Source organism: Burkholderia sp. 572, from assembly GCF_040545135.1.
GTDB lineage: Bacteria > Pseudomonadota > Gammaproteobacteria > Burkholderiales > Burkholderiaceae > Burkholderia > Burkholderia cepacia.
The window spans coordinates 76,085-93,673 of sequence record NZ_JBEPLH010000014.1 but is presented as its reverse complement, the minus strand read 5'-3'; the positions used below and the strand labels follow the sequence as shown (position 1 = coordinate 93,673).

Genomic DNA, 17,589 nt, shown 5'->3' with positions numbered 1-17,589 from the left:
ACTTTCTTCCAGTCGTGCGCCGCCGGCCGTGCCGGGCGAACGAGTGTTGAAGCCGTGAACGCCACCTACGTGAGGACAGCATGGACAACGACAGCCCCGGTCGATACGCATCGGCCGCCGCGACGCAGGACTTCGCAGCGCATGCGTTTCGCGACGACGCGGACGACCGCCGCAAGCCGCACCTGCTCGGCCTCGCGACGCTGGTGATCTTCGGCCTCGCGTACATGCTGCCGATGACGGTGTTCACGACCTACGGGCTCGTCACGAGCGAGACGAACGGGCACCTGACGGCCGCGTATGCGGTCACGCTGGTCGCGATGCTGTTCACCGCGCGCAGCTATGGCCACATGGCGCGGCTGATGCCGAGCGCCGGGTCCGCCTATACGTTCGCGAGCCGCAATTTCGGCACGTCGGCCGGCTTCATGGTGGGCTGGGCGCTGCTGATGGACTACCTGTTCATCCCGATGATCAGCTACCTCGCGATCGGCATCTACATGAAGCAGATTTTTCCGATGGTGCCGGCCAGCGTATGGATCGTCGGGAGCATCGCGCTGATCACCGGGCTGAACATCGTCGGCATCCGGCTCGTCAATCGCGTGAACCTGATCCTCATCGCGAGCCAGCTCGTGTTCATCGCGATCTTCGTCATCGCATCGGCGCGGGTCGCGGCAGGCGAGGGGCTATCGATGGCCGTCGTGCTGCCGTCGTCGGGCGATGCGCGCGCGATCTTCGCCGGGTCCGCGATCCTGTGCCTGTCGTTCCTCGGCTTCGACGCGGTCACCACGCTGTCGGAGGAAACGCGCGAGCCGAAGCGCACGGTGCCGCGCGCGATCCTGCTCTGCACGCTGGCGAGCGGCGTGCTGTTCATGCTGATCGCGTATGTCGGGCAGGTGGTGTTTCCCGACTGGCACGCATTCAAGGATCTCGATTCGGCCAGCCTCGAGCTGATGCGGCGCATCGGCGGCGGCACGTTGTCGGCGTTCTTCGTCGCCGTGTACGTGGCCGGCTGTTTCGCGAGCGCGATGGCCGGGCAGGCGAGCGTGACGCGCGTGCTGTTCGCGATGGGCCGCGACCGGGTGCTGCCCGAACGCGTATTCGGCCACCTGCATGCGCGGCTGCGCACGCCGGTGCGCGCGACGCTCGCGGTCGGCGTCGTGTCGCTGTCCGCGCTGTTCGTCACGCTCGATCTCGCGTCGACGATGATCAGCTTCGGCGCGCTCGTCGCGTTCGCGGTCGTGAACCTGTGCGTGATGCGCAGTTATCTGTGCCGCGCCGAGCATCGCCGCTTCGCGGGCTGGATCACGTTCGGCGTGGTGCCGGCGCTCGGCTTCGCGATGAACGTGTGGCTCTGGTCGGGGCTGTCGCGCCAGACGTTCTACGTCGGCATCGGCTGGCTCGTGCTCGGGCTCTGCCAGCTCGCATGGCTGACGCGCGGTTTCACGCGCCCCGCGCCGACGCTGTCGATGAACTGAATGACCGGGCGCGCCGCGCCGGACCTGAAACCCTGAAGGAGGAGTGAACCATGAACGCTGTTGACGTCAATCTCGATGCGGACCTGCAGGCGCTCGGCAAGCGCCACCTGCTGATGCATTTCACGCACGCCGATGCGTATCGCGACCATGCGCTGACCGTGTTCGACCGCGGCGAAGGCTGCTGGCTCGTCGACCGCCACGGCAAGCGCTACTTCGATGCGCTGGCCGGGCTGTACTGCGTGCAGGTCGGCTACAGCCACGGCGCGGAAATCGGCGACGCGATCCGCGAGCAGATGGTGCGGCTGCCGTTCGCGACCAACTGGGGTGTCGGCCACGAGCCGGCGATCACGCTCGCGCACAAGCTCGCGACGCTCGCGCCGGACGGGCTGAACCGCGTGTTCTTCACGTCGAGCGGCTCGGAGTCGAACGAAGCGGCGATCAAGCTGGTGCGCCAGTATCACCAGTCGCGCGGCGAGCCGCAGCGGCGCAAGTTCATCGCGCGGCGCGTCGCGTATCACGGCACGTCGTTCGGCGCGCTCGCGCTGAACGGGATGACGAACTTCCGCAAGCATTTCGAGCCGCTGATGTCGGGCGTGCGCCACGTGGGCAACACGAAACGCTACGGCCGCCCGGCGGGCGAGACGGAAGCGCAGTTCACGCGCCATCTGCTCGACGAGATCGAGTCGCTGATCGTGCAGGAAGGCCCGGATACCGTCGCCGCGATCGTCGTCGAGCCGCTGCAGAACGCGGGCGGCAGCCTGACGCCGCCGGCCGGCTACACGGCCGGGCTGCGCGACATCTGCGACCGGCACGGCGTGCTGCTCGTCGCCGACGAAGTGATCTGCGGGTTCGGCCGGCTCGGCGAATATTTCGGCTCCGCGCGCTACGGGCTGAAGCCGGACATCATCACGTTCGCGAAAGGCATCGCGTCGGGCTACGTGCCGCTCGGCGGCGTGATCGCGAGCGACGCGGTCGTCGAAACGATCCTCGACGGCCCGCAGCAGATGTTCCTGCACGGCGCGACATACGGCGGCCATCCGGTTGCGTGCACGGCCGCGCTCGCAAACCTCGCGATCATGGAGCGCGAAGGCGTGCTCGAGAACGTCCGACGCAACGAAGCGGTGTTCCGCCAGACCCTCGACGGCCTGCTCGAACTGCCGTGCGTCGGCGACGTGCGCGGCGACGGCTACCACTACTCGCTCGAACTCGTGACCGACAAGGCCGCGCGCCGCTGGGCGGCCGGCATCAGCGCGCAGGCGTTCGTGTCGACGCTGCTCGCGCCCGCGATCTTCGACGCGGGGCTGCTGTGCCGCGCGGGCGTCGATCACGAAGGCACGCCGATCGTGCAGTTCTCGCCGCCGCTCGTGATGTCGCGCGACGAAATCGTGTGGTTCGTCGCGCAGATCCGCGACATCCTCGTCGACACCTTCGCGCGCGCGACGCGCTGAGCACGACACCGGCATCCGTCACAACAGGAGCATTCGATGCGAACCTCACAACAGTCCTATATCGACGGCCAGTGGCTCGACCCGGCCGATGCGAAGGCGATCGACGTGATCGACCCGAGCACGGCGCGGCCGTATGCGCAGCTCAGGGTCGGCGGCGCGGCCGACGTCGACCGTGCGGTGGGCGCGGCCCGGCAGGCCTTCGACACGTATTCGCGCTGGCCGGTGAGCGAGCGCGTCGCGCTGCTGCGGCGCGTGCTCGAGATCTACCAGCGTCGCTACGAGGAGGTCGCGCGGACGATCAGCCAGGAGATGGGCGCACCGATCGCATTCGCGCGTGCGATGCAGGCGGCGGTCGGCACCGCGCACCTCGAGCAGACGATCCGCGCGCTGCAGTCGTTCCGCTTCAGCACGCAGACCGATTCGCTGCTGGTGTCGCACGAGCCGATCGGCGTGTGCGCGCTGATCACGCCATGGAACTGGCCGATCAACCAGATCGTGTGCAAGGTCGCGCCGGCGCTCGCGGCCGGCTGCACGATGGTGCTCAAGCCGAGCGAGATCGCGCCGTTCAGCGCGATCCTGTTCGCGGAGATCCTGCACGAAGCCGGCGTGCCGCCGGGCGTGTTCAACCTCGTGCACGGTTACGGGCACGAAGTGGGCGACGCGCTGTCGCGGCATCCGGACGTCGACATGGTGTCGTTCACCGGTTCGACGCGCGCGGGTGTCGAGGTCGCGAAGGCGGCCGCCGATACCGTGAAGCGCGTGCACCAGGAACTCGGCAGCAAGAGCCCGAACCTGATCCTGCCCGATGCCGACATCGAGGATGCGGTCACGCGCGGTGCGCGCAGTTGCTTCAGCAACAGCGGGCAGTCGTGCAACGCGCCGACGCGGATGTTCGTGCATGTCGACCACCTTGCCGCAGCCGAGGCCGCGGCGCGCAACGAGGCGGCGCGCACCGTCGTCGGCGATCCGCGTTCGACGGAAACGGGTATCGGGCCGGTCGTCAGCCGCACGCAGTTCGACCGCATCCAGCAGCTGATCCAGTGCGGGATCGACGAAGGCGCGACGCTCGTCGCCGGTGGCACCGGTCGGCCCGACGGGCTCGGAGAGGGTTTCTACGTGAAGCCGACGGTGTTCTCGAACGTCACGCCGGGCATGACGATCGCGCGCGAGGAAATCTTCGGGCCGGTGCTGTCGATCCTGACCTACCGCACCGAGGACGAGGCGATCGCGCTCGCGAACGATTCGGTCTACGGGCTTGCGGCATACGTGCAGACGAAGGACCTCGAGCGCGCGCGCCGGGTCGCGGCACGGCTGCGGGTCGGTAACGTGCACATCAACTATCCGGCGTGGAACCCTGCCGCGCCGTTCGGCGGCTACAAGCGTTCGGGCAACGGACGCGAGTATGCGGAGTTCGGCCTCGTCGAATATCTGGAGACGAAGGGCACGACGGGGTACACGGAAGGCGGCGTGCGCTGACGATCCCGATCGCCCGGGTACACCACGAGACGAATACGTTCCGGCCGGTGCCGACGCCGCTCGCGGCGTTCCGCCGCAACGGTGCGCAACGGCGCGTCATCGGCATTCGCGGCGCGGTAGGGGTATTCAGGCCGCCGCGAAGCAGTCGGCCTTGAATCGACCGCGCCGGCCGACGCTCAGTCCTCTTCGGGATCCGTTGCGGCCGCATCGGGTCCCGCAATGTGAGCGGCGGCCCGCCTGCGGATTTCGGAGTCGAGGATCAGACGCCCGCGCAGCTTGCCTTTCATCCGCTTCACATGCTTGGGGGCCTCGGTCATGTGCTCGACCATCAGCGCCCGCACGCGCTCTGCGTCGCGCTCGCGTGCGGCCTGCAGGATCGCCTTGTGGATCGACACGTTTGCTTCGCCGAAGCGCTTGTGCTCGACGAGCGGCGTATCGTTCCGGAACTCGATCAACTGCCGGATCATCTCGTTGATCAGCTCGCAGCTGAATCGCAGGAACGGGTTCGGGTTCGCGGCCGCGAGGATGTCGTGGAACGTCGTGTCCTCCTGCCGCTGGCGCAGCATGTGGCCGCGGTCGTGTACGCCCGACGCGCCGTCGCAGCACGCGATGTTCGCCTCCAGCGCCGCGAAGTCGCGCTCGGTCAGGTGCGGCACGGCGCCCGCCGCCAGCTCGGGTTCGAGCAGTTGGCGCACCGTATAGATGTCGTCGATCGTCACGTCCTTGAAGAACAGGTAGTTCTGCAGCAGCTGAAGCGTGCGGTCGAGCGGCACCTCGACGACCATCCCGCCGCCCGTCGGCCCCGTCGTGACCTTGATGAGCCCCTGCACCTCGAGCGACTTCAGCGCCTCGCGGATCGTGCTCTTGCTCACCGCATAGAGCTGCTGCAGCTCGGCTTCACGCGGGAGGCGGTCGCCCGGCTTCAGGTCCTTCTCGGTGATCAGCCGCTTGATCTCCTCGGCGACGAGGTCGGCCCGCTTCGGCTGCTTGATTTCGACTGCGAGGCCCGCCCTGGCTCGGTCCATGACCATCTTCACGACTCCTTTGTCTGACTGCGCGCCGCGTCATCGTCGACGATCCGTTCCGGCGCGAGTACGGAATTTTGCCTGATTGACACTAATTTTGATCAACTCTAGCATCAGGTTCATTCTATTTATCATGATAAATAGGATCAACCGGCGGCGCGCATCCTGCAGGGCGTGGGCACGGTTTGGCAGTCGGTCGCATCGCGTGTGTCCCCCTTTATCAGGAGCGTCAACTTGAATCGCCGAGAACTGTTGAAACTGGCCGCGCTGTCGGCCGTGCCGGGTGCGCTCGGCAGCATGTCGTCCCGTGCCGCGTTCGCGCAGGGTTCGCCCATCCAGCTGGCGTGCCCGGTGCCGATGTCGGGGCCGTTCGCCGCCAACGGCAAGTACGCCGATCTCGGCATGCAGCTCGTCGTCAAGCAGTACGGCAAGGTCCTCGGGATGCCGCTGGCCTATACGGCGCTCGACACGGAGGGCAAGCCCGCGACCGCTGTGCGGCGTGTGCAGGAGATCGCGCAGCAGAAGGGCGCGCGTTTTTTTGCGGGCGGTATTTTGTCGTCCGAATCGTTGGCGATGGGCAAGGAAGTGCAGAAGGCGGACGGCGTGTTCATCACGACGGCCGGCGCGGACGAAATCACCGGCAAGGATTGCAATGCCGCGACGTTCCGCTGGTCGGTGCCGACCTTCGGCGCGATCGAGCAGACGGTGCGCCCGTTGATCCAGATGCTGCCGAAGGCGAAGCGTTGGTACACGATCACGCCGCAATACGTGTTCGGCGACGGCCTGCTGTCGGCCGCGAAAGCGATCTTCAAGGAGAAGGGCATCGAGCATGTCGGCAACAGCTACCACTCGCTCGCAGAGAAGGAATTCAGCGGCTACCTGACGAACGCGGTGGCCGCGCAGCCGGACGTGCTGCTGATCCTGAACTTCGGCTCGCAATCGTCGGATACGTTGCGCCAGGCCGTCAGCTTCGGGATGAAGCGCAACTGCACGATCCTGCTCGCGTGGGCGTCGGGCCTTGAACAGTTCGAGGCGCTCGGGCCCGACATCTGCGACGGCGTGTATTTCGGCGCGCAGTACTGGCACGGGATCGATTCGCCGCTGAACCGCGATCTGGTGAAGCGCACGAACGCCGCGTTCAAGGCGAACCCGAACTACAGCCTCGCGGGGTCGTACATCTGCTCGAAGATCTTGGTCGACGCGATGTTGAAGGCCGGCAGTGCCGATCCGAAGAAGGTCGTTGCGGCGATGGAGGGCATGAAGTACGACGGCCTCACGGGCCCGGAGGAAATCCGCAAGGGCGACCACCAGGTGCTGAAGAACTATTACCTGCTGAAGGGCAAGCCGAAGGGCCGGATGAAGAGCGCGGACGACTATGCCGACATCGTCAGCTCGGGCCAGTCGTTCCTGCCGATCGACAAGACGGGCTGCAAGCTCGCGTGACGCTATGCATGCGTCCGCGGCCGTCGTGCGCCGCGGACGTCCGTTACCTTCCTTTCTGACACGGAAGCCATGAACGTCTATCTGCTGCAGATCGTCAACGGCATCGGCGTGGGCATGCTGTATTTCCTGCTCGCCGTCGGCCTGTCGATCGTGTTCGGCCTGCTGCGCTTCGTGAATTTCGCTCACGGCGCGTTCTACCTGCTCGGCGCATATCTCTGCTACCAGGCGCTGCAATGGTCGGCGAATTTCTGGGTCGCGCTCGCGGTCGTGCCGCTCGTCGTCGGCGCGTTCGCATGGTGCGTCGAAAAACTCGTGCTGCGTCATGTGTACGCGCAGCAGCATGAATTCCACATCCTGGCGACGGTCGGGCTCGCGCTCGTGCTGCAGGAGTGCGCGATCCTCGCATGGGGTCCGCTCGGCGACAACGTGCCGCCGCCCGACGCCCTGAACGGCGTCGTGATCTGGGGCGGCTTCGTCTACCCGAAATACCGGCTGTTCGTGATCGGGTTCACGGCCGTGCTCGCCGCATTGCTGTGGTGGGTGCTCGAAGGCACGCGGCTCGGCAGTACGGTGCGCGCGGGCAGCGAATCGACGGAGATGGTATCGCTGCTCGGCATCAACGTGACGCGCGTGTTCAGTCTCGTGTTCGCGCTCGGCGCGGCGACGGCGGCACTCGCGGGCGTGCTCGCCGCGCCGATTCGCGGCGTCGATCCGTTCATGGGCATCGAGGCGCTCGGCGTCGCGTTCGTCGTGGTCGTGGTCGGCGGGATGGGGAATTTTCTCGGAGCGCTCGTGGGCGGGTTGCTGGTCGGTATCGTGCAGAGCCTGATGAGCACGCTGTGGCCGGAAGGCGCACGGCTGATGATCTATGTCGCGATGGCGGCCGTGCTGCTGTTGCGTCCGAACGGGTTGCTGGGGAGGGCCGCATGATCGAATCGTCGAAACCGCTGCCGTCGGGAGCGGCAGTCTCGCAGCGCGTGCCTGCATGGCGCTCTGCGTTGCAACGCCCGGAGGGCTGGCTCGCGGTGGCCGTCGTGTGCGTGCTGCCGGTCGCGCTGAGCTCGGGCTCGCTCGCGACCGAAGTGCTGGTGTTCGCGCTCGCCGCGCTCGGCTGCAACCTGCTGCTGGGCTATACGGGGCTGTTGTCATTCGGGCAGGGCATCTTCTTCGGGCTCGGCAGCTACGCGGCGGGGCTGGTGCTGACGCACGGCGTCGCATCGGTGACCGCTGCGCTCGCTGCAGCCACCGTGCTCGGAGCCGTCGCGGCGGCGCTCGTCGGCTGGTTCTCGATCCGGCAGCGTGGCACCTACTTCGTGATGCTGACGCTCGCGTTCGGGCAGCTGTTCTACTTTCTCGCCTACACGACGCCGGACGTCACGGGCGGCGACAACGGGCTGCTCGACATCCCGCGTCCCGCGCTCGCCGCGTTCGGGCATCCGCTCGTTTCACTCGATTCGCCGTGGCGCTACTACGGCTTCGTCGCGGTGCTGTTTGTCGCGGTGTTCTGGCTGCTGTTGCGCGTGTCGCGCTCCGTGTTCGGCCGCACGCTGCTCGCGATCCGCGACAACGAGGCGCGCGCGGCGGCGGCCGGCTACGACGTGAAGCGCTTCAAGCTTGCGGCGTTCGTGCTTTCGGGGGCGGTCACGGGTTTCGCGGGTGCGCTGCACGCGTTGATGACGGGCATCGCGCCGCTGTCGAACATCGACTATCACACGAGCGAGATGATCCTCGTGATGACGGTGATCGGCGGCACGGGCAACCTGTTCGCGTCGGTGCTCGGCGCGGCATTCTACGTGCTGTTCGCGGACTGGCTGTCGACGCTGTGGCCGCGCTGGCTGCTGCTGCTCGGCCTCGTGCTGATCGCGGTCAGCCTGTTCATGCAGCGCGGGTTGTGGGGATTGGGTGAACGCGTCGTGGCGTCGCTGCGGCGCGGCGGACGCACGGAGCAGACGACCGAGGAGCGGCAATGAGCGAAGCGATTCTCGAAGCGCGCGGCATCGTCAAGCGCTACGGCAAGTTCACGGCGCTGGGCGGCGTCGATCTGCGGATCATGCCGCGCACCGTGCATTCGGTGATCGGGCCGAACGGTGCGGGCAAGACCACGTTGTTCCATACGCTGACGGGCACATTGCCGATCACGTCGGGCTCGATCCTGTTCGACGGTCACGACGTGTCGCGCGAACCCGATCACAAGCGCGTGCGGCGCGGCATCGCGCGCTCGTTCCAGGTGACGAGCCTGTTTCCGAACCTGAGCGTGCGCGAGAACCTGCGCGTTGCCGCGCAGGGCGTCGAATCGCGGCGCGCGCTGAATCCGTGGACGCCGCCGCGCGGTGCGCTTGCGCACGACGGCATTGTCGACGACGTGCTCGAGCGGCTCGGCCTGCAGCGCTTCGCCGATACGGCGGCCGGCGTGCTGTCGCACGGCCAGCAGCGCCGGCTCGAGGTCGGGATGGCGCTGGCGGCGCGACCGCGCGCGATCTTTCTCGACGAGCCGACGTCGGGCATGGGGATCGACGATCTCGACGACATGAAGGCACTGATCCGCGGCCTGCGCGACGACTACACGGTCGTGCTGATCGAACACAACATGGGCATCGTGATGGACATCTCGGACACGATTACGGTGATGCAGCAGGGCCGCGTGCTGGTCGAAGGCAAGCCGGATGCGATTCGCGGCGACGAGCGCGTGCGCAGCGCGTATCTCGGCAACATGATCACGGGAGGCCGCGCATGATGCTCGACGTGAAGGAGGTTCATGCGTACTACGGCAAGAGTCACGTGCTGCAGGGCATTTCGCTGAACGTGAACGAAGGCGAGACGGTGACGCTGCTGGGGCGCAACGGTGCGGGCAAGTCGACGACGCTCAAGACCATCGCCGGTGTCGTGGCACCAACCGGTGGCACGGTGACGTTCGTGGGCCGTTCGCTGTCCGGGCAGCCCGCACACCGGATCGCTACGCGCGGGCTGTGCTTCGTGCCCGAGCATCGCGGGATTTTCCGGCTGCTGTCGGTCGAGGAAAACCTGCTGCTCGGCGCGCGCCGGGATTCGCCGTGGCAGCTCGACGACATCTACCGGATCTTTCCGCGCCTGAAGGAACGCCGCCGCAACGGCGGCGCGCAGCTGTCGGGCGGTGAACAGCAGATGCTCGCGATCGGCCGCGCGCTGATGAACCACCCGCGGCTGCTGATGCTCGACGAGCCGGTCGAGGGGCTCGCGCCGGTGATCGTCGAAGAGATCGTCGCGCAGTTGAAGCAGATCAAGGCGGCAGGCGTCGCGATCCTGCTCGTCGAACAGAACCTCGAAGTGTGCACGCAGCTCGCGGACCGCCACTTCGTGATCGAACAGGGCGTGATCGTCTACGAAGGCAGCAACGCGGAATTCGCCGCCGATCACGAGGTGAAGGACCGTTACCTGGGCGTTGGCGTCGCGTAAGCGCCGTGCCCTTTCATTGCGAGGAATTTCATCGATGCAAGATCAGGATTCGACATCGGGCGTCGCGGCGTCCGGCTTGCGCGTTGACGGCGCGAGGCTGTGGGACAGCCTGATGCGTCTCGCGCGAATCGGCGCAACCGACAAGGGCGGCGTGTGCCGCCTCGCGCTCACCGAACTCGATCGCGAGGCGCGCGACCTGTTCGTCGCATGGGCGAAGGAAGCCGGCTGTACGGTGCGTGTCGATGCGATCGGCAACATCTTCGCGCGGCGTGCGGGTGAACGCGACGACCTGCCGCCCGTGGCGACGGGCAGCCATATCGACACGCAGCCGACCGGCGGCAAGTTCGACGGCAACTACGGCGTGCTCGCGGGCCTCGAAGTGCTGCGCACACTCGACGACGCGGGCGTGCGCACGCGTGCGCCGCTCGAGGTCGCCGTCTGGACCAACGAGGAAGGCTCGCGCTTCGTGCCCGTGATGATGGGCTCCGGCGTGTTCGCGGGCGCGTTCACGCTCGACCATGCGCTCGCGCAATGCGACCGCGACGGCGTGTCGGTACGCGACGCGCTGGTTGCGATCGGCTATGCGGGCGATGCGGTCGATGGGCGCGGTGCGCATCCGGTCGGCGCGTATTTCGAAGCGCATATTGAGCAGGGGCCGGTGCTGGAGGCGCACCACACGACGATCGGCGTGGTCGAGGGCGCACTCGGGCAGCGCTGGTATGACGTGACCGTGCACGGGATGGAGGCGCACGCCGGCCCGACGCCGATGGCGTTGCGACGCGACGCGCTGCTGGTCGCGGCCGATCTGGTGCGCGGTGTGAACGCCATTGCGCTCGCGCATCCGCCGCACGGACGCGGCACGGTCGGCTGGGTCGACGTGCACCCGAATTCGCGCAACGTGATTCCGGGCCGCGTGACGCTGACCGTTGACCTGCGTGCAGCCGACGACGCGACGCTGGCGGCGATGGATGCGGAGCTGCATGCAACATGCACCGACCTGGGCGCGGCGGCAGGGATGCGGATCGATATCGAACCGGTCGTGTACTTTCCGCCGCAGCCGTTCGATCCAGCGCTGGTCGAGCAGGTCCGCGCCGGCGCGAGCGCACTCGGGCTGTCGTCGATGAACGTGATCAGCGGTGCGGGCCACGACGCTGTGTATCTCGCGCGCGTTGCGCCGACCGCGATGATCTTCGTGCCGTGCAAGGACGGGATCAGCCACAACGAGATTGAGGACGCCGATCCGGTGCATCTGGAAGCCGGCTGCAACGTGCTGCTGCAGGCGATGCTGGGCGCGGCCGGGATCGCGAAGGGCAGTACACGATGAAGATCCTGATCGCCCGGATGAACCACGAGACGAACACGTTCTCGCCGGTGCCGACGCCGCTCGCCGCGTTCGGCCGCAACGGCCCCGACTGGGGCGACGACGCGTATCGCGCGAATCGCGGGATGCGCACCGCGATGGCCGCGTTCCTCGACGCGGCCGAGCGTGAAGGCGCCGGGATCGTCACGCCCGTGTCGGCGGCCGCGAACCCGAGCGGGCCAGTTGCGGCCGACGCGTATGCGGCGATCTGCGACGCGATCGTCGCGGCCGCGCCCGGCTGCGACGCGGTGATGCTCGACCTGCACGGTGCGATGGTGGCCGAGCAGAGCGCGGACGGCGAGGGCGACCTGCTCGCGCGTGTGCGCGCGGCGCTGCCCGATGTGCCGATCGCGGTCGCGCTCGACCTGCATGCGAACGTCACGCAGAAGATGGTCGATCACGCGGACGTGATCGTCAGTTTCAAGACTTATCCGCACGTCGACATGTACGAGACCGGCGAGCATGCGGCACGGTTGCTATTCGACCGGCTTCACGGTCGCGCGCGGCCCGTGCTCGCATGGCGGCAGCCGCCGCTGATGACGTCGACGCTGCGCAGCGCGAGCGCCGAAGGCGCGATGCGGCGTGCGGTGGAGGCCGCGCGCGCGGCCGAAGCCGACGGGATGCTGGCGGTATCCGTGCTGCCCGGTTTCTCGCTCGCGGACATTCCCGCACCGTGCATCAGCGTCGTGGTGGTGGCCGATGGCGACCGCGCCGCGGCCGACGCGGCGGCCGAGCGCATCGCACGACAGATCTGGGACGCGCGCGACGAATTCGTCTATCGCAGCGCGCCGCTCGCCGAATCGGTCGCGCAGGCGGCGGCGCTCGCGCGCGACGCGGATCGCCCCGTGCTGATGCTCGATCACGGCGACAACTGCATGTCGGGCGGCCCGTGCGACACGATGGACCTGCTCGAGGCCGCGCTCGCGCAGGGGCTCGATGGTATCGTCAGCGGGCCGTTGTGCGACCCGCAGGCCGTCGCGGCATTGATCGACGCGGGCGTCGGCGCAACCGTCACGGTGCCGGTCGGCAACCGGCTGCCGTCGCATGGCGGCGTGTGCCGCGAGCCGTTCCGTGCGACGGGTGTCGTGCGCGCGCTCACCGACGGCGAATACGTGATCACGGGGCCGACTTACACGGGGCAGCGCGCGTACATGGGTCGCACGGCCGTGCTCGATATCGGCGCGGCCACGCTCGTCATCACCGAGCGTACGCAGGAGCCGTGGGACCTCGGCGTGTTCGAGAGCGTCGGCGTCGATCCGCGCCGCGCACGCTTCCTGCTGCTGAAATCGCGGATGTATTGCCGACCGGTGTTCGTGCCGATCGCGGCCGCGCTGGTCGAGTGCGACAGCCGCGGCGTGACGGGCTCGGACTACGGGCTGTTTCACTACGAGCGGCTGGCGCGGCCGGTGTATCCGCTCGATGATGTCGGCGAGTGGCCGTTCGGCGCGCGACGGACGGGTTGACCGAAACGAACCGGGTGCGGGACGCCGGATTCGGCGGCTTTCGGGCATCATGCGGTGGTTTCGACCCGTCGAGCAGCAGGGTCGAGCCATCCATTGCATCCGCAACCGATCCGGAGAACCGACCGCCATGCATTCGAATTCCTTCCGCCCGCGCAGCGCGCGCCTGCTCGCCGCGCTGACCCTCGCCACGACGGCCGTTGCCGCGCACGCCGCCGACTGGATCGTGTCCGGCAACGACGGCAAGTACCAGCGCGTCGAGGGCCGCGACACCTATCTCGCTTCGCCGCCCGCCGACACGCTGACGCTGCTCGACGCCAGCACGTTCCCGCCGAAGGTCGCGCGGCAGGTCGACGTCGAGAACGGCATCCAGGGGCCGCCGCAGGCCGTCGCGATCACGCCCGACGCGAAGCTCGCGCTTGTCGGCGCACCGACGCGCTACGACACGGCCGCGAAGCAGCTCGTGTTCGACACGTTCCTGCAGGTCGTGAATCTCGACGCCGCGCCGCCGTCGGTCACGCGCATCGAGCTCGGCACGCATCCGCAAGGGATCGCGATCGACCGCTCGGGCAAGCTCGCGCTCGTCGCGAACGTCGACGGCAGCGTGTCGATCCTTCGCATCGACGGCACACAGGTGACGCTCGACGGCAGCCTGAAGATCGGCAAGAAGCGGCTGGCCGGGATCAGCTTCACGCACGACGGCAAGCATGCGCTCGTGTCGCTGCGCGACGAGCAGGGCATCGCGGTGCTGAACGTCGACGACGGCAAGGTGACCGACAGCGGGTCGCGCCTGAGCACGGGTGTCGCGCCTTACACGATCGACGTGTCGAGCGACAACCGCTGGGCCGTCGTCAGCAACGTGGGGCTGGCCGGGCTGCCGGGTTATACGGGCACGCTCGCGGGCGATGCCGATTCGGTCGCGCTGATCGACGTGTCGCGCGTGCCGTTCCGCACGGTCCAGTACCTGACGGTGCCGTCGCTGCCGGAAGGCGTCGCGATTTCGCCGGACGGGAAGTGGATCGCCGTGCAGGCGATGGACGGCTCGAACCTGACGGCCGACAATCCGGGCCGCCACAAGATCGGCAAGGTGCTGCTGTTCGAAATCCGCAACGGGCAGGCCGTGAAGGTGAGCGAGGTGCCCGGCGGCGAAGCCGCGCAAGGCATCGTGTTCACCGCGGACAGCCGGCACGTGATCGTGCAGTTCAACGTCGAGCGGCAACTGGCGTTCTATGCGGTGGAAGGCGGCAAGCTGCGCGATACGGGCAAGCGGATCGCGCTGACGGGCGGACCGTCGTCGCTGCGGACGTTGCCGCGCTGACGCACACGGCATCCGTTCGTCCCGTTCTTCACGTTCATGCGGCGCCCGGGTTCGCCGGGCGCCCGTCAATGCACCTCCCGGTGCGCCGCCGTTGCAACGCAACAAATGGCGGGAATGCATACCCGAAGCTGATTAACTCCCGATTGTTTAGTTAAACAAACTGAAAATTCGGGAAACTTCTCGTGGTGAATAAACAGTCGTTACGGCACTGTAAGCCCCTGGGAAGGATGTGACGTTCCCGGAGACAGGGCGGTGAGGCGACGGTTGCGGCAGCAACGATCGTCGCGGGGTATTCGCATGTAACGAGTCAGCGTGACATCGCCTGGGGGGCCAGTCGACGTCACGCCGCGCGGCATCGATGTGCCGCGCAGGGCCGCAAGCCGCACGGCGTGCCGGATGATCGCGGCGCCGGAACAATCGTTTTGATTAACGGTACTAAACGAAAAAATGAGACATCCACGACTCTTGCTCGTCGCCGCGCTGACTTGCGCGGCGCTTGCCGCGTGCGGCGGCGACGACGTGAACAGCGTTCAGACGGCCAGCAACGGCGCGGGAGACACGCCGTCGACCGTGCCGCCGACTTCGGACCCCTCCCGGCCGTCGCAGCCCGATCAGCCGGCGCCGCCCAGGCGCACCAACATGCGGCTGACCCGGTTCGTCAATCCGCTCATCGGCACGCAGGTCAACTCGGACTCGGGCTACGCGGGCAACGTGAGCCCGGGCGCGATGGTGCCGTTCGGGATGGTGAATTTCGGGCCCAACACGCCGCGCTACAACTTCAACGGCTCGGGCGGCTACCTGTCGACGGGTGGGGCGGGCGGCACGATCGACTTCTTCAGCGTGACGCACCTGAGCGGTGTCGGGTGCCCGGGGCAGGGCACGGTCGCGATGCTGCCGGCCGATGCGGCGAAGGCGATCGCGTCGGGCGGCCGGCCGACCGGAATCGGGTACAGCTATGCGGATGAAACGGCCGAACCCGGGTACTACAAGGTCCGCCTCGCGAACGGCATCGTCACGGAGCTGAGCGCGACGGCGCGCTCCGGCATCGCGCGCTTCACGTACACGGACAAGGACAAGGGCTTCTTCTCGATCGACGCGAAGCTGAACGGCAACAGCGATTCGGGCAGCACGAAGGTCACCGCCAGCAACGTCGCGCTGGCGCTCGCGAGCGACGGCAGGTCGATGAGCGGGCAGGCCGTCGCGCCGGCGTTCTGCACGCCGTACGGCACGGTGTGGAACGCGCCCGTGTATTTCTACGCGACCTTCGACAAGCCGCTGCGCAAGCAGGCGGGCACGTCGGCGGTGAATACCGTCAGCAACGGCGCGGCGACGCTGCAGTTCGACCTGACCGACACCGACCGCACCGTCACCGTGAAGGTCGGGGTCTCGTCCGTCAGTATCCAGAATGCGCAGGCCAACCTGAAAGCCGAAGGCGAAAAGCTCGCGTTCGACGACGCGCGCAACAACGCGTCCGGCTTGTGGAACGACCGGCTCAACACGATCCAGATCGACCAGGCCGCCGCGCCCGCATCGCTGAACGCGACGCAGAAGGCGAACCTGACGAAGTTCTACACCGCGCTCTATCGCGTGTTCGGCACGCCGACGCTCTACAGCGACACGAACGGCGAATTCCGCAGCATGCGCCAGCCGAAGAACGCGAGCGGCGGCTATCCGGCGTCGGTCGACCAGACCGGCACCGTGCCGCAGCGCGCGACGGCAAAGGTCGGCGACTACGCATTCCGGCGCACCGACGGCTCGCAGGGCGGCGCGGGCAACCACTACACGGGCTTCTCGCTGTGGGATACGTACCGGTCGCAGACGCAGTTGCTGGCGCTGCTCGCGCCAAAGGAAACGAGCGACATGATGCAGTCGCTCGTGGTCGACGGGCTTCAGTGCGGCGCGTTCCCGCACTGGGTCGACGGCAGCGACGACTCGACGCCGATGGCCGGCGACAACGCGCTGAACGTGATCGCCGGCGCGTACAGGTTCGGCGCGACCGATTTCGATCTGGTGTCGGCCGCGCGGCTGACGAAGCAGTCGGTGTTCGATCCGTCGAGCGCATGCAACGACCGCACGAGCGCAGCGGGCCTCGCCAACTTCCTGACGGCCCACTACCTGTCGCAGGGCGACGACGGTCACTCGTCTTCGGCCACCATCGAGCGCGTGCTGAGCGACCGTTCCGCGGCCGCGTTCCTGCAGGCATTGCCCGCCAGCGTGCTGAACGCGCCGTCGGTCGGCGTGACGCCCGACAACATCGGCACGCTGTACACGCGGGCCGGGTGGTGGCGCAACATCTTCGACTACACGAACAAGGTGATCGCCGCGCGCAATGCGCCGCCGGCCGGCTCGGCGCCCGGCACGCTGGGGACGCTCGTGCAGGGTTCGTTCCATGAATCGACCGAGCCGAATTACTTCTGGACCTTCGCGCAGGACTGGAGCGCGCTGATCGACGCGATCGGCGGCAAGCAGGCGGCCGTCGCGCGGCTGAACACGCTGTTTGCGATCACGACGCCGTTCTCGACCGTGCCGGCCTCCGGCGACCTGAACGGCGGCGAATCGTCCACCGGCCTGTACATCGGCAACGAACCGTCGTTCCAGTCGCCGTGGGGCTACAACTGGGCCGGGCAGCCGAGCGGTGCGCAGTACATCCTGCCGATCATCATGTCGAAGGCGTTCACGACCGCGCGCGACGGGCTGCCGGGCAACGACGACATGGGGGCGACGTCGAGCTGGTACGTGTGGGCGGCACTCGGCATGTTCCCGGTGATTCCGTCGGAAGCGGGGCTCGCGCTGTCCACGCCGCAGTTCAGCGGGATCACCGTCTGGTTCGGCAACGGCAAGACGCTGCGGCTCGAAAGCGACAAGCAGGTGGCGATGGACGGTGCGGGGCACCCGTCGTTTGCGTATATCCAGTCGCTGAAGGTGAACGGCGCGGACTACGCGGGCTCATGGCTGCCGCTGGGCAAGATCGTCAATGGCGGCACGATGAGCTACACGCTGTCGGCTGCGCCGACGCAATGGGCGGCCGCCGACAACCTGACGCCGCCGTCCGGGCCGAACGCGGACTATACGCAGATGACGGCCGGCAGTCCGTCGACGGTGATGCGCATGCGCCGGGCCGGCGCGCAGTGAACGTGACCGGCGCGCGCGCGGTT

13 protein-coding genes are annotated in these 17,589 nt (G+C 67.6%); 12 read left to right on the top strand and 1 reads right to left on the bottom strand.

The window, feature by feature from the left end; all coding sequences use genetic code 11:
* The first annotated feature begins 80 nt into the window (after positions 1 to 80).
* From ABIC51_RS25735 to ABIC51_RS25725, 3 genes are read left to right on the top strand one after another with little or no spacing between them, the layout of a single operon-like run.
* A complete protein-coding gene (locus tag ABIC51_RS25735; protein ID WP_226160024.1) occupies positions 81 to 1,472 on the top strand; it encodes an APC family permease in 1,392 nt (463 codons plus the stop codon).
* A gap of 50 nt (positions 1,473 to 1,522) precedes the next feature.
* Positions 1,523 to 2,920 carry an aspartate aminotransferase family protein gene (locus ABIC51_RS25730; RefSeq protein WP_124673404.1) on the top strand — a complete coding sequence of 466 codons (1,398 nt, stop codon included), beginning with the start codon at positions 1,523 to 1,525 and terminating at the stop codon, positions 2,918 to 2,920.
* Between the two features lie 36 nt (positions 2,921 to 2,956).
* Positions 2,957 to 4,396 carry an aldehyde dehydrogenase family protein gene (locus tag ABIC51_RS25725; RefSeq protein ID WP_354006686.1) on the top strand — a complete coding sequence of 480 codons (1,440 nt, stop codon included), beginning with the start codon at positions 2,957 to 2,959 and terminating at the stop codon, positions 4,394 to 4,396.
* Between the two features lie 176 nt (positions 4,397 to 4,572).
* On the opposite strand, the gene ABIC51_RS25715 is transcribed toward ABIC51_RS25725, so the two are convergent.
* A complete protein-coding gene (locus ABIC51_RS25715) occupies positions 4,573 to 5,427 on the bottom strand; it encodes a FadR/GntR family transcriptional regulator (RefSeq protein ID WP_021160135.1) in 855 nt (284 codons plus the stop codon).
* A gap of 228 nt (positions 5,428 to 5,655) precedes the next feature.
* Between ABIC51_RS25715 and ABIC51_RS25710 the strand changes: the two genes are divergently transcribed.
* From ABIC51_RS25710 to ABIC51_RS25670, 9 genes are all read left to right on the top strand, one after another.
* Positions 5,656 to 6,864: an ABC transporter substrate-binding protein gene (locus ABIC51_RS25710; RefSeq protein ID WP_354006685.1), complete on the top strand. Its 1,209-nt coding sequence runs from the start codon at positions 5,656 to 5,658 to the stop codon at positions 6,862 to 6,864.
* A gap of 69 nt (positions 6,865 to 6,933) precedes the next feature.
* Positions 6,934 to 7,794, top strand: coding sequence for a branched-chain amino acid ABC transporter permease (locus tag ABIC51_RS25705; protein WP_059856313.1), 861 nt, complete (start codon positions 6,934 to 6,936; stop codon positions 7,792 to 7,794).
* A complete protein-coding gene (locus ABIC51_RS25700) occupies positions 7,791 to 8,834 on the top strand; it encodes a branched-chain amino acid ABC transporter permease (protein ID WP_124839971.1) in 1,044 nt (347 codons plus the stop codon). Before ABIC51_RS25705 ends, ABIC51_RS25700 begins: the two co-directional genes overlap by 4 nt.
* Positions 8,831 to 9,598, top strand: coding sequence for an ABC transporter ATP-binding protein (locus ABIC51_RS25695; protein WP_027792116.1), 768 nt, complete (start codon positions 8,831 to 8,833; stop codon positions 9,596 to 9,598). The genes ABIC51_RS25700 and ABIC51_RS25695 overlap by 4 nt, the downstream gene beginning before the upstream one ends.
* On the top strand, positions 9,595 to 10,296 hold the full coding sequence (locus ABIC51_RS25690) for an ABC transporter ATP-binding protein (RefSeq protein ID WP_119337226.1): 702 nt from the start codon (positions 9,595 to 9,597) through the stop codon (positions 10,294 to 10,296). Before ABIC51_RS25695 ends, ABIC51_RS25690 begins: the two co-directional genes overlap by 4 nt.
* 34 nt (positions 10,297 to 10,330) lie before the next feature.
* Positions 10,331 to 11,620 (top strand): Zn-dependent hydrolase, encoded by a 1,290-nt coding sequence (locus tag ABIC51_RS25685; protein WP_354006684.1) that lies wholly within the window; start codon positions 10,331 to 10,333, stop codon positions 11,618 to 11,620.
* Positions 11,617 to 13,119 carry a M81 family metallopeptidase gene (locus tag ABIC51_RS25680; protein ID WP_175855590.1) on the top strand — a complete coding sequence of 501 codons (1,503 nt, stop codon included), beginning with the start codon at positions 11,617 to 11,619 and terminating at the stop codon, positions 13,117 to 13,119. The genes ABIC51_RS25685 and ABIC51_RS25680 overlap by 4 nt, the downstream gene beginning before the upstream one ends.
* A gap of 127 nt (positions 13,120 to 13,246) precedes the next feature.
* On the top strand, positions 13,247 to 14,434 hold the full coding sequence (locus ABIC51_RS25675; RefSeq protein WP_027792112.1) for a beta-propeller fold lactonase family protein: 1,188 nt from the start codon (positions 13,247 to 13,249) through the stop codon (positions 14,432 to 14,434).
* A 447-nt stretch (positions 14,435 to 14,881) separates the two neighbouring features.
* A complete protein-coding gene (locus ABIC51_RS25670) occupies positions 14,882 to 17,566 on the top strand; it encodes a GH92 family glycosyl hydrolase (RefSeq protein WP_354006683.1) in 2,685 nt (894 codons plus the stop codon).
* Positions 17,567 to 17,589: the final 23 nt, after the last annotated feature.

What these genes read in the sequence shown, in the direction of transcription:
- ABIC51_RS25735 (WP_226160024.1), top strand. Translation starts at nt 81, where the DNA reads ATGGACAACGACAGCCCCGGTCGATACGCATCGGCCGCCGCGACGCAG.
- ABIC51_RS25730 (WP_124673404.1), top strand. Translation starts at nt 1,523, where the DNA reads ATGAACGCTGTTGACGTCAATCTCGATGCGGACCTGCAGGCGCTCGGC.
- ABIC51_RS25725 (WP_354006686.1), top strand. Translation starts at nt 2,957, where the DNA reads ATGCGAACCTCACAACAGTCCTATATCGACGGCCAGTGGCTCGACCCG.
- ABIC51_RS25715 (WP_021160135.1), bottom strand. Translation starts at nt 5,427, where the DNA reads ATGGTCATGGACCGAGCCAGGGCGGGCCTCGCAGTCGAAATCAAGCAG.
- ABIC51_RS25705 (WP_059856313.1), top strand. Translation starts at nt 6,934, where the DNA reads ATGAACGTCTATCTGCTGCAGATCGTCAACGGCATCGGCGTGGGCATG.
- ABIC51_RS25700 (WP_124839971.1), top strand. Translation starts at nt 7,791, where the DNA reads ATGATCGAATCGTCGAAACCGCTGCCGTCGGGAGCGGCAGTCTCGCAG.
- ABIC51_RS25695 (WP_027792116.1), top strand. Translation starts at nt 8,831, where the DNA reads ATGAGCGAAGCGATTCTCGAAGCGCGCGGCATCGTCAAGCGCTACGGC.
- ABIC51_RS25690 (WP_119337226.1), top strand. Translation starts at nt 9,595, where the DNA reads ATGATGCTCGACGTGAAGGAGGTTCATGCGTACTACGGCAAGAGTCAC.
- ABIC51_RS25685 (WP_354006684.1), top strand. Translation starts at nt 10,331, where the DNA reads ATGCAAGATCAGGATTCGACATCGGGCGTCGCGGCGTCCGGCTTGCGC.
- ABIC51_RS25680 (WP_175855590.1), top strand. Translation starts at nt 11,617, where the DNA reads ATGAAGATCCTGATCGCCCGGATGAACCACGAGACGAACACGTTCTCG.
- ABIC51_RS25675 (WP_027792112.1), top strand. Translation starts at nt 13,247, where the DNA reads ATGCATTCGAATTCCTTCCGCCCGCGCAGCGCGCGCCTGCTCGCCGCG.
- ABIC51_RS25670 (WP_354006683.1), top strand. Translation starts at nt 14,882, where the DNA reads ATGAGACATCCACGACTCTTGCTCGTCGCCGCGCTGACTTGCGCGGCG.